At 42.0% G+C, this 9,586-nt stretch carries 12 protein-coding genes and 2 pseudogenes; 13 read left to right on the forward strand and 1 reads right to left on the reverse strand.

The features are described 5' to 3' along the window. Positions 1-4: 4 nt before the first annotated feature. From HMPREF2876_RS02040 to HMPREF2876_RS02050, 3 genes and pseudogenes are all read left to right on the forward strand, one after another. Positions 5-325: pseudogene (locus tag HMPREF2876_RS02040) on the forward strand (GNAT family N-acetyltransferase); the annotation flags it as partial. 12 nt (positions 326-337) lie between these two features. Beyond that, positions 338-799: a GNAT family N-acetyltransferase gene (locus tag HMPREF2876_RS02045; protein WP_024052009.1), complete on the forward strand. Its 462-nt coding sequence runs from the start codon at positions 338-340 to the stop codon at positions 797-799. Next, complete coding sequence (locus tag HMPREF2876_RS02050; protein ID WP_024052008.1) at positions 796-1,461, forward strand: RpiB/LacA/LacB family sugar-phosphate isomerase; 666 nt, start codon at positions 796-798, stop codon at positions 1,459-1,461. The genes HMPREF2876_RS02045 and HMPREF2876_RS02050 overlap by 4 nt, the downstream gene beginning before the upstream one ends. Positions 1,462-1,811: 350 nt before the next feature. On the opposite strand, the gene HMPREF2876_RS02055 is transcribed toward HMPREF2876_RS02050, so the two are convergent. Continuing rightward, positions 1,812-2,015 (reverse strand): cold-shock protein, encoded by a 204-nt coding sequence (locus HMPREF2876_RS02055; protein ID WP_003032129.1) that lies wholly within the window; start codon positions 2,013-2,015, stop codon positions 1,812-1,814. Positions 2,016-2,206: 191 nt separating this feature from the next. Here HMPREF2876_RS02055 and HMPREF2876_RS02060 point away from each other — a divergent pair, with 191 nt between their 5' ends. The 10 genes and pseudogenes from HMPREF2876_RS02060 (at position 2,207) to HMPREF2876_RS02100 (ending at position 9,422) form a co-directional block, all read left to right on the forward strand. Continuing rightward, positions 2,207-2,443: a DUF2829 domain-containing protein gene (locus tag HMPREF2876_RS02060; protein ID WP_024052007.1), complete on the forward strand. Its 237-nt coding sequence runs from the start codon at positions 2,207-2,209 to the stop codon at positions 2,441-2,443. Then, positions 2,436-3,134, forward strand: a complete 699-nt coding sequence (locus tag HMPREF2876_RS02065) for a 3-oxoacyl-ACP reductase (protein WP_024052006.1) — start codon at positions 2,436-2,438, stop codon at positions 3,132-3,134. The genes HMPREF2876_RS02060 and HMPREF2876_RS02065 overlap by 8 nt, the downstream gene beginning before the upstream one ends. Positions 3,135-3,147: 13 nt before the next feature. Next, a pseudogene (locus HMPREF2876_RS10815) lies at positions 3,148-3,870 on the forward strand (GNAT family N-acetyltransferase); the annotation flags it as partial. Positions 3,871-3,909: 39 nt separating this feature from the next. After that, entirely contained in the window at positions 3,910-4,350 is a 441-nt protein-coding gene (locus tag HMPREF2876_RS10820) for an ASCH domain-containing protein (protein WP_042754033.1), read from the forward strand. Between the two features lie 93 nt (positions 4,351-4,443). Then, on the forward strand, positions 4,444-5,823 hold the full coding sequence (gene glmU / locus HMPREF2876_RS02075; protein WP_024052004.1) for a bifunctional UDP-N-acetylglucosamine diphosphorylase/glucosamine-1-phosphate N-acetyltransferase GlmU: 1,380 nt from the start codon (positions 4,444-4,446) through the stop codon (positions 5,821-5,823). A gap of 8 nt (positions 5,824-5,831) precedes the next feature. Next, entirely contained in the window at positions 5,832-6,383 is a 552-nt protein-coding gene (locus tag HMPREF2876_RS02080; protein WP_024052003.1) for an NUDIX hydrolase, read from the forward strand. A 10-nt stretch (positions 6,384-6,393) separates the two neighbouring features. Beyond that, on the forward strand, positions 6,394-6,702 hold the full coding sequence (gene macP / locus HMPREF2876_RS02085; protein ID WP_024052002.1) for a cell wall synthase accessory phosphoprotein MacP: 309 nt from the start codon (positions 6,394-6,396) through the stop codon (positions 6,700-6,702). A gap of 51 nt (positions 6,703-6,753) precedes the next feature. Then, positions 6,754-7,446 (forward strand): 5'-methylthioadenosine/adenosylhomocysteine nucleosidase, encoded by a 693-nt coding sequence (locus HMPREF2876_RS02090; RefSeq protein ID WP_024052001.1) that lies wholly within the window; start codon positions 6,754-6,756, stop codon positions 7,444-7,446. 14 nt (positions 7,447-7,460) lie between these two features. Further along, entirely contained in the window at positions 7,461-7,769 is a 309-nt protein-coding gene (locus tag HMPREF2876_RS02095) for a DUF898 family protein (RefSeq protein WP_024052000.1), read from the forward strand. Positions 7,770-7,880: 111 nt separating this feature from the next. Continuing rightward, positions 7,881-9,422: an ABC-F family ATP-binding cassette domain-containing protein gene (locus HMPREF2876_RS02100; protein WP_024051999.1), complete on the forward strand. Its 1,542-nt coding sequence runs from the start codon at positions 7,881-7,883 to the stop codon at positions 9,420-9,422. Positions 9,423-9,586: the final 164 nt, after the last annotated feature.

The raw sequence follows: 9,586 nt of genomic DNA on the forward strand, positions 1-9,586 counted from the left end.
TGTTATATTGGATAGGTCAGATCATTTTATCTTGGTGGCAGAAAATGCAGCAGGTCAACTTGTCGGTTATGCCCACGCTTGTCGTTATGACTGCCTTTACTTTTCATCTTTGCTCAATCTGTTGGCTTTGGCTGTTGCTCCAGACTTTCAAGGACAGGGACATGGCAGATCGCTTATGCGAGTCGTGCGTGAAGAGGGTTCAGCTGCAGGCTATGCAGGTATTCGCATAAACTCTGGCATTTCTCGAACTGAAGCCCATGAATTTTATCGAAAACTGGGCTGTGAGGAAAAAGCTGATCAGAAACGTTTTTATTGGGAATTTTAAGAAAGGAAATCTATGAAAATTGAACCATTAAGTCAAAGCAATGCAGAAGAAATTGCGAATCATTGGCATTACGAAGGCATCTATGCTTTTTATGATATGCAAGCAGATTCTGAGGATTATGAAGAAATTTTATCTCCTGAAGCGCGTGGTGATCACTATTATCAGGTTCTCAAAAATGATGAATTATATGGCTTTTTTTGCCTTTTTCCAGTTGACAAGGCCAAGCAGGAGCTAGGTTTAGGCATGAAGCCAGAGTATTGTGGCAAAGGTCAAGGCAAAGAGTTTTTACAAACGATTTTACGGTTTATCGAGGAAAACATTTCAGTGCAAATCCTGACTCTCTCAGTTGCAGATTTTAATCAAAGAGCTCAAAGGCTTTATCTCAATTGTGGTTTCAACGTAATCGGACGGCAGCCTCAGGAAAGCAATGGCGATAGTTACCTTTTTATCAAAATGGAAAAGGAGTTGAAATGAGAGTTGCGGTTATCCAAGGAACCACTCGAAGAAATATGAATTTGCTGCTATTTGAATCTGTAAAAAAAGCAGTCCAATCGTCTGACGAAGTGCTGAATTTTGGTATTTTTGAGGAGGAGAACGAGCAGTATTCTTATGTTGAAATAGCGATCTTGATCAGTTTCTTAATGGAAAGCGGAGCAGTCGATTTTGTCGTAACAGGATGTTCCTCAGGTCAAGGTATGATGCTTGCCTGTAATAGTTTACCGGATCTTTTGTGTGGTTATATAGAAAATCCTCAAGACGCGTTCCTCTTTGGACGCATCAATGGAGGAAATGTTGCTTCCCTGCCACTCGACTTAAATTTTGGTTGGCAAGGCGAATTGAACCTGCAATATACATTAGATAAACTATTTGATGGTGAGTTTGGTATGGGTTATCCTGAACATGAAGCGGAAATAAAAAGGTTGGAAGCAAGTGCCCTAAAGAATTTGAACCGTTTAACGAAACGCAGTTGGGAAGAATTATTAGACCAAATTCCAAAAGATAATCTCAACAAGCTGTTGCAAAGAAAGATAGTGATGAATGCCATTATAAATAAGGGAAGTAATAAAGAGTTCATCCGATTGCTGAAAGCGAAAGCAGATAAAATGGACGCAGATAGAAAGTGGAATAAAGTTTGACAATCAAATAGGGAAAGTATGAGATTGACTTCTGTTGCAGTTATCGTTATTTGAGAAAAAAAGGGAGTGGGACAGAACTAAAAATAGAAAATTTTTAGTTCGTAGTCCCACCCCTGCAAGGGTGCTTAAACAGTTATCAAACTGTTTAAGGTTGCAGATGAAGAAAACGAAGTTTTCGTCAAAGGTGCTCTTCCGATCTTGAAAAGCGAATGAAGAGTCCAATCACGGTGGCTTGCTGTGCAAGGCTGATTTCCCGCCTTCAACAATTCACTGAATGTTGAAGCTACGTTATTCGTTTATTAATAAATATGATAGAAGCTGGGACACTTTTTGCCCAGCCTTTTCTTGTCTTATGCTAATTTTGTAATATTGACTGCTTGAAGACCACGTTGACCTTCTTCAATGTCAAAAGTTACTTTTTCGCCTTCATTCAGTGATTTGAATCCGTCGGATTGAATCGCTGAAAAGTGAGCAAATACGTCTGGCCCGTTTTCTTGTGAAATAAAGCCGAAGCCTTTTTCAGCATTGAACCATTTTACTGTACCTTGTGCCATACATCTTACTTCCTTTCTCTAAAATGTTGCGTAAAAAATAGAAAAAGTAAAGATGAAAAACAAAAATACTCACTCAAAATTCATTTACTCTTGCTAGTCTAACAGAAGTAACAGCAAAAGGCAAGGAAAAACCAGCGATTGGCAATATATTTTGCTATACTAGTAATATGAAAAGCAGAAAGAGGTATATCATGACATTTGAAGAAATTTTACCGGGTTTGAAAGCCAAAAAGAAATATGTCCGCACAGGCTGGGGCGGTGCCGAGAATTATGTCCAGCTTTTTGACAGTATTGAGCAGAACGGAGTGGCGCTTGAAGTGACGCCTTATTTTCTCATCAATGTATCAGGCGAGGGAGAAGGCTTTTCCATGTGGAGTCCGACGCCTTGTGACGTATTAGCAGATGACTGGGTGGAAGTCCATGACTAGGACGGTTTTGGTGACAGGTGTTAGCTCAGGGATTGGTCTGGCTCAGGCGCAGCTTTTTTTGGAAAATGGCTGGCGCGTATACGGTGTAGACCGGTCTGAAAAGCCAAGTTTGACAGGGGATTTTTATTTCCTTCAACAAGATTTGACGTTAGGACTTCAACCAGTTTTTGCTTGGTGTTCGCAAGTAGATGTCTTCTGTAATACAGCTGGAGTGCTGGATGACTACAAGCCCTTACTGGAGCAGACTGCTCAGGAGATCCAAGAAATTTTCGAGATTAACTATGTAACACCAGTAGAGCTAACTCGTTATTATCTGACGCAGATGCTGAAGAAACAATCAGGCATCATCATCAATATGTGCTCAATTGCATCTAGCTTAGCTGGCGGTGGTGGTCATGCTTACACTTCTTCCAAGCATGCTCTGGCAGGATTTACCAAACAGTTGGCACTGGATTATGCGGAGCAGGGAGTGCAGGTTTTTGGGATTGCACCGGGCGCAGTTAAAACAAGTATGACAGCAACGGACTTTGAGCCGGGAGGCTTAGCCCAATGGGTAGCAGACGAAACTCCCATCAAGCGTTGGATAGAACCAGAAGAAGTTGCCGAGTTGACCCTCTTTCTCGCCTCGGGAAAAGCTCAGTCCATGCAGGGCGAGATTGTCAAGATTGACGGTGGCTGGAGTTTGAAGTGAAGAGGCAAGTAGAATGAAAGCAGTGAGCATTGAGCCAAGACTGCAGGAATGTTTCCAACATTGGCAAAAGAACATGGTGAGATATAGTTTGAAGGCGAAGTTAGGGCAGTTTTATACAAATAAAGACGAGACTGCCGTTTTGTATGAACAAGGAGATTTTCTCTTTTTGGCTGGGCAGGCAGATATGGCATTACTGGCGGATTATAGGGACTTTTGTAAGCCAGACTACCGCATTCTCATATCTGAAGAGGCTTCTTGGCAAGGCTGCTTGTCCTCTTGTCCAGCCTTATCTCCTTTTACCCGTTATGCTTTTAAAGATGAGGCAGATTTTGATGACAAGGTTTTGAAAAACATCGTGGAGCAGTTATCGGAGCAGTTCTGTATGGAGGCAATTGATCAAAGAACCTATCAAGAACTAGCTCAGGAAGAATGGTCTCAGGATTTGCAGGGGAATTTTGCAACTTTTAAAGACTTTCAAGAAGGCGGAGCTTTTGGCTTTGTGATCCGGAAGGGTCAGGAAATCGTCGCTGGGGTCTCGACAGCACTTGTCTACCAAAAAGCCATTGAAATTGAGATTGCAACAAAACCGACTTATCAACAGCAAGGTTTAGCTACTGTTCTTGGGGCGAAGATGATTTTGGCATCCCTGCAATGCGGCGTTTTTCCGCTCTGGGACGCCCACAATGAAGCCTCAAAGAAAATAGCTGAAAAGCTAGGTTATCAATGCTTAGGAGCTTACCCAGCTTATGAGTTAAAATTACAGATAGGAGAAACCATGACCCCAGAACAATTATGGAATGAATACAAAATAATCAACCCCGCAATTGGTGATGACATTGATGCTTGGGCATTTGGTGTAGAGCCAGATCAGCTGGCGGATTTAGTTTTGAAAAGAGAGAAGAGTGCGACAGCTTCTGCCTACGATTTGTATCAGATAGATGGTGAGCCGATTCCTCAAGCAGGAACCTTTGATGTGATTTTAGACGGTCAAGGTCAAGCTGTCTGCATCATTAAAGTTACCAAGGTAACGGTTGTCCCTTTCAATCAAGTGTCTGCAGAGCACGCTTTTAAAGAAGGAGAGGGAGATAAATCTTTGGCTTACTGGCGGCAGGTGCATGAGGAACTCTTCACGGAATGGATGGCTGAAGCCGGCTTAGCTTTCTCAGAGGAGACGGGCGTGGTCTTGGAGGAGTTTTGCAAGGTTTATCCGATATAAAAGATGCGGATTAAAGCATTACAGAGAGAATCTTAACAAATGATATAAAAAATGCTATAATAAAATAAATTTATTTTGATAAAAGGAACTATTATGACAAACTATGCAATTATTTTAGCAGCTGGAAAAGGCACTCGCATGAAATCAGATTTACCAAAAGTGCTTCACAAAGTTGCTGGAATTTCGATGTTAGAACACGTATTTAGAAGTGTTGCTGCCATTGCACCAGAAAAGACTGTGACAGTAGTCGGACACAAGGCAGAGCTGGTGGAGCAGGTATTGGCGGGGCAGACAGAGTTTGTTCGTCAAACGGAACAATTAGGAACTGGTCATGCTGTGATGATGGCAGAGCCTGTGCTGGAAGGTTTGGCAGGGCAAACATTAGTCATTGCAGGAGACACTCCTTTAATCACAGGAGAAAGCCTGAAAAATTTGATTAACTTTCATGTCAACCACAAAAATGTTGCAACGATTTTGACAGCAGAAGCGGAAAATCCATTTGGTTATGGGCGGATTGTCCGTAATCAGCATGAAGAAGTGATCAAAATTGTGGAGCAAAAGGATGCTTCGGATTTTGAAAAGCAAATCAAGGAAATCAATACAGCAACGTATGTTTTTGATAACGCTCGTCTTTTTGAAGCCTTGAAAAATATCAATACCAATAATGCGCAAGGAGAATACTACATCACAGATGTAATCGGCATTTTCCGTGAGAATGGCGAAAAAGTCGGCGCTTATACTCTGAAAGATTTTGATGAAAGTCTTGGTGTCAATGACCGCGTGGCATTGGCAACGGCAGAAAGTATTATGCGTCGCCGAATCAATCAAGCTCATATGGTGAATGGGGTTAGCTTTGTAAATCCAGAAGCGACTTATATTGATGCAGATGTACAGATTGACCCAGAAGTACAAATTGAAGCTAATGTTAGCTTGAGAGGGCAAACGAAAATTGGCGCAGGCAGTATTCTGACAAATGGTACGTATATTGTTGACTCTGTTATCGGTGAACAAACGGTTATTACCAATTCGATGATTGAAGAGTCTACGGTTGCAGACGGTGTAACGGTGGGACCTTACGCTCATGTTCGCCCAGATTCAAGCCTTGCTAAAAATGTACATGTTGGTAATTTCGTTGAAGTGAAAGGTTCTTCTATCGGTAAAAATACCAAAGCTGGGCATCTGACTTACATTGGTAATTCTGAAGTGGGTGCGAATGTCAATTTTGGCGCTGGAACAATTACAGTTAATTATGACGGACAGCACAAGTTTAAGACCGTCATTGGGAACAATGTCTTTGTAGGTTCTAATTCGACCATTATTGCGCCGGTAGAACTTGGGGACAATTCTCTTGTAGGTGCAGGCTCAACCATTACTAAGGATGTACCAGCAGACGCTATTGCCATCGGACGTGGACGTCAGATTAACAAAGATGAATACGCAAAACGCTTGCCACATCATCCAGATAATAAGTAGGAACGGCTATGGATTTTGAAGAAAAAACGCTAAAACGAACAGAAATTTATCAAGGTCCTATTTTTAACCTTGTCAAGGATAAAGTTCAGCTACCAGCAGGAAAAGGGACTGCTTACCGTGATTTGATTTTCCATAATGGAGCGGTGGCAGTTATTGCGCTAACGCCAGAAGACAAAATGATTTTGGTCAGGCAGTACCGCAAAGCTATTGAAGCAACCTCTTATGAAATTCCAGCTGGAAAGTTAGAAGTTGGTGAAAATGCAGATCCAAAGGCTGCAGCTTTGCGCGAATTAGAAGAAGAAACGGGTTATACAGGTGAGTTAGAACTGCTCTATGATTTCTATTCGGCAATTGGCTTTTGCAATGAGCGAATCAGACTTTATAGCGCTAGCCATTTGACAAAAGTTGAAAATCCTCGTCCACAAGATGAGGACGAGACGTTAGAACTCTATGAAGTGACCTTGGAAGAAGCGAAAGCTCTCCTTGCTAGTGGTGGTATTTGTGATGCAAAAACTATTATTGCACTCCAATATTGGGAAATGGAAATGAATCGAAGATAGGGGGACGCTCATGGGAAGACCTTTATTAACAGATGAAATGATTGAACGGGCAAATCGTGGTGAAGATATTTCAGGTCCACCTTTGCATGATGAGGAAGAAACCAAAATTTTAAAAACGCCTAGAAGCCAGTTTGGTTATTCCTCTCAAAATAGTGTCTTCAATCAAGATACGCTGCAAATTGATGTGGAACCAACGGTAACCAAAAGCCGACGCATTGAAAATGCAAAACGTGGAGTATTTCAAGCAAAATTAAACAAAATTCTATTTTGGATTGTCCTGCTTTTGATTGCTTTGATTGCTGCTATTATTTGGCTATAAAAAGCGATAAGCTCGACTTTCGCTTTTTTTGTGATAGAATGAGAGGAAATAATGAAAATCGGAATTATTGCGGCCATGCCTGAGGAACTAAAAATTTTAGTGGAAAACTTGGAAAATGCCGAAAAACACTTACGTTTGGGGCATGTTTATCATACGGGAAATATCGGTCGTCATGAAGTTGTGCTGGTGGAAAGCGGGATCGGCAAGGTTATGTCTGCTATGAGCGTGGCTGTTTTGGTCAATGAGTTTAAAGTGACGGCTGTCATCAATACAGGTTCTGCTGGTTCGGTAGCTGAAGGTTTGCAAATCGGCGATATTGTAGTGGCTGACCGGCTAGTGTACCATGATGTAGATGTAACAGCTTTTGGCTATGAATACGGACAAATGGCACGCCAGCCACTTTATTTTGAAGCGAGCCGTTATTTGGTTTCTGAGATGAAAAAGACTTTAGAAAAGACACATCAGACAAGTCGCGTTGGCTTGATTGCAACAGGGGATAGCTTTATTGCCAGTCAGGACAAGATTGACCGTATCAAAGGACACTTTCCAGACGTTCTAGCGGTTGAGATGGAGGGCGCAGCCGTCGCTCAGGCTACGCATTCGATTGGGCTACCTTTTATGGTTATTCGGGCCATGAGTGATACAGCTTCTCATGACGCCAATATTAGCTTTGACGAATTTATTCATGAAGCTGGCAAGCGCTCAGCAGACACTCTGATTCAATTTCTGAAAGAATTGGTTTAGACAAGGAGAATATAGTGTATAAAGAATCTTATTTCGACGGTGGCCTCTTTTCTTACATTGGTCATGTCATCTTAGCCATTTTGATTACTGTCATGACGTTGGGTATCTGTGCTCCTTGGGGCATGTGTATCCTGTATAATTGGAAGATTAAGCACACAGTCATTGACGGACACCGTCTCTATTTTGATGGTACTGCGATGCAGCTTTTTGGAAATTGGGTGAAGTGGTGGCTCTTGACGATCATTACTTTTGGCATTTATGGTTTTTGGCTTAATATCAAGCTAACCCAGTGGATTACCAAACACACCCATCATTTGAATTAGATGAAAGCAAGCGAGAATGAAGCAGTCTCGCTTTTCATTTGTTCTACCTTGCCAAAAAATCCCTTTTGATGGTATAATCAAGAAACTGTAATCAATGATAGAGGAGAAAAGATGAGTATCTTAGAAGTAAAAAATCTCAGCCACGGTTTTGGAGACCGGGCTATTTTTGAGGATGTATCCTTTCGTCTGCTGAAGGGTGAGCATATCGGCTTAGTTGGAGCCAACGGTGAAGGAAAGTCCACCTTTATGAGCATTGTAACTGGTCAATTGTTGCCAGATGAAGGCAAGGTTGAGTGGTCTAAGTATGTGACAGCTGGTTACTTGGATCAGCATGCTGTGTTGAAAGAAGGTCAATCCGTGCGTGATGTGTTGCGGACTGCTTTTGATGAACTTTTCAAGACTGAAGCTCGGATCAATGATATATATCTGGCTATGGCAGAAGATGGAGCTGATGTTGATGTCCTTATGGAAGAAGTGGGTGAATTGCAGGAGCGATTGGAAAGTCGAGACTTTTATACTTTAGATGCTAAGATTGATGAGGTAGCTCGTGCTTTAGGGGTTATGGATTACGGTATGGAAACGGATGTCACCGCTCTTTCTGGAGGTCAACGAACCAAGGTGCTCTTAGCAAAACTTCTCCTTCAAAAACCAGACATCTTGCTCTTAGATGAGCCTACCAACTATTTGGACGCAGAGCATATTGATTGGCTCAAGCGCTATCTGCAAAATTATGAAAATGCTTTCGTGCTCATTTCCCATGATATTCCTTTCTTAAACGATGTAATCAATATCGTCTACCATGTAGAAAATCAAAACTTGACCCGCTATTCTGGTGATTATTATCAATTCTTAGAAGTCTACGAGATGAAAAAATCTCAGCTGGAAGCAGCTTATGAGCGTCAGCAGAAGGAAATTGCAGACCTCAAGGACTTTGTAGCTCGCAATAAAGCCCGTGTGGCGACCCGTAATATGGCCATGTCCCGCCAGAAAAAATTAGACAAAATGGAACTGATTGAACTGCAGGGCGAGAAGCCTAAGCCCTCCTTTGACTTCAAAATGGCTCGTACACCAGGGCGCTTTATCTTTCAAACTCAGGATTTGAAAATTGGTTACGATCGTCCATTAACTTCACCGCTTAATTTAACTTTTGAGCGTAATCAGAAAGTTGCCATTATAGGAGCTAACGGAATCGGAAAAACCACCCTGCTAAAGAGTTTGCTAGGTATCATTCCTCCAATAGCTGGTCAAGTAGAACGTGGAGACTATCTGGAATTGGGCTATTTTGAGCAAGAGACAGCTAGTGGTAATCGCCAGACTCCTCTGGAAGCTGTTTGGGATGCTTTCCCGTCACTCAATCAAGCGGAAGTTCGTGCTGCTCTGGCTCGCTGCGGTCTGACCTCAAAGCATATTGAAAGCCAGATCCAGGTTCTTTCAGGTGGGGAGCAGGCCAAGGTCCGCCTCTGTCTCCTGATGAACCGAGAAAATAATGTCTTAGTACTGGATGAGCCTACGAATCACCTCGATGTGGATGCCAAAGATGAACTCAAACGCGCTCTCCAAGCGTACAAAGCCAGTATTCTCATGGTCTGCCATGAGCCTGACTTCTACGAAGGATGGGTAGATCAGATTTGGGATTTTAATCAATTAATGTGAGAATAAAGAAAATGAGGAGTAAGTCTGTAAAAGCTGATAGCATCAGTGCATATAGAGCGCTCAACTACTGCGTATTGAGTTTTATTCTAGAAAGTAAACGAGAGTTTGGGACAAAAAGATTTCAATTTTGAAAAATCTTAATTATTAAGCCCTTCAAATCTATA

Origin of the sequence: Streptococcus sp. HMSC073A12 (assembly GCF_001812815.1) — a bacterium.
Lineage (GTDB): Bacteria > Bacillota > Bacilli > Lactobacillales > Streptococcaceae > Streptococcus > Streptococcus vaginalis.

Coding starts and splice junctions, on each gene's coding strand:
- HMPREF2876_RS02050 (WP_024052008.1), top strand. CDS start 796: ATGAGAGTTGCGGTTATCCAAGGAACCACTCGAAGAAATATGAATTTG.
- HMPREF2876_RS02055 (WP_003032129.1), bottom strand. CDS start 2,015: ATGGCACAAGGTACAGTAAAATGGTTCAATGCTGAAAAAGGCTTCGGC.
- HMPREF2876_RS02090 (WP_024052001.1), top strand. CDS start 6,754: ATGAAAATCGGAATTATTGCGGCCATGCCTGAGGAACTAAAAATTTTA.
- macP (WP_024052002.1), top strand. CDS start 6,394: ATGGGAAGACCTTTATTAACAGATGAAATGATTGAACGGGCAAATCGT.
- HMPREF2876_RS02060 (WP_024052007.1), top strand. CDS start 2,207: ATGACATTTGAAGAAATTTTACCGGGTTTGAAAGCCAAAAAGAAATAT.
- HMPREF2876_RS02100 (WP_024051999.1), top strand. CDS start 7,881: ATGAGTATCTTAGAAGTAAAAAATCTCAGCCACGGTTTTGGAGACCGG.
- HMPREF2876_RS02045 (WP_024052009.1), top strand. CDS start 338: ATGAAAATTGAACCATTAAGTCAAAGCAATGCAGAAGAAATTGCGAAT.
- HMPREF2876_RS02065 (WP_024052006.1), top strand. CDS start 2,436: ATGACTAGGACGGTTTTGGTGACAGGTGTTAGCTCAGGGATTGGTCTG.
- HMPREF2876_RS10820 (WP_042754033.1), top strand. CDS start 3,910: ATGACCCCAGAACAATTATGGAATGAATACAAAATAATCAACCCCGCA.
- HMPREF2876_RS02080 (WP_024052003.1), top strand. CDS start 5,832: ATGGATTTTGAAGAAAAAACGCTAAAACGAACAGAAATTTATCAAGGT.
- glmU (WP_024052004.1), top strand. CDS start 4,444: ATGACAAACTATGCAATTATTTTAGCAGCTGGAAAAGGCACTCGCATG.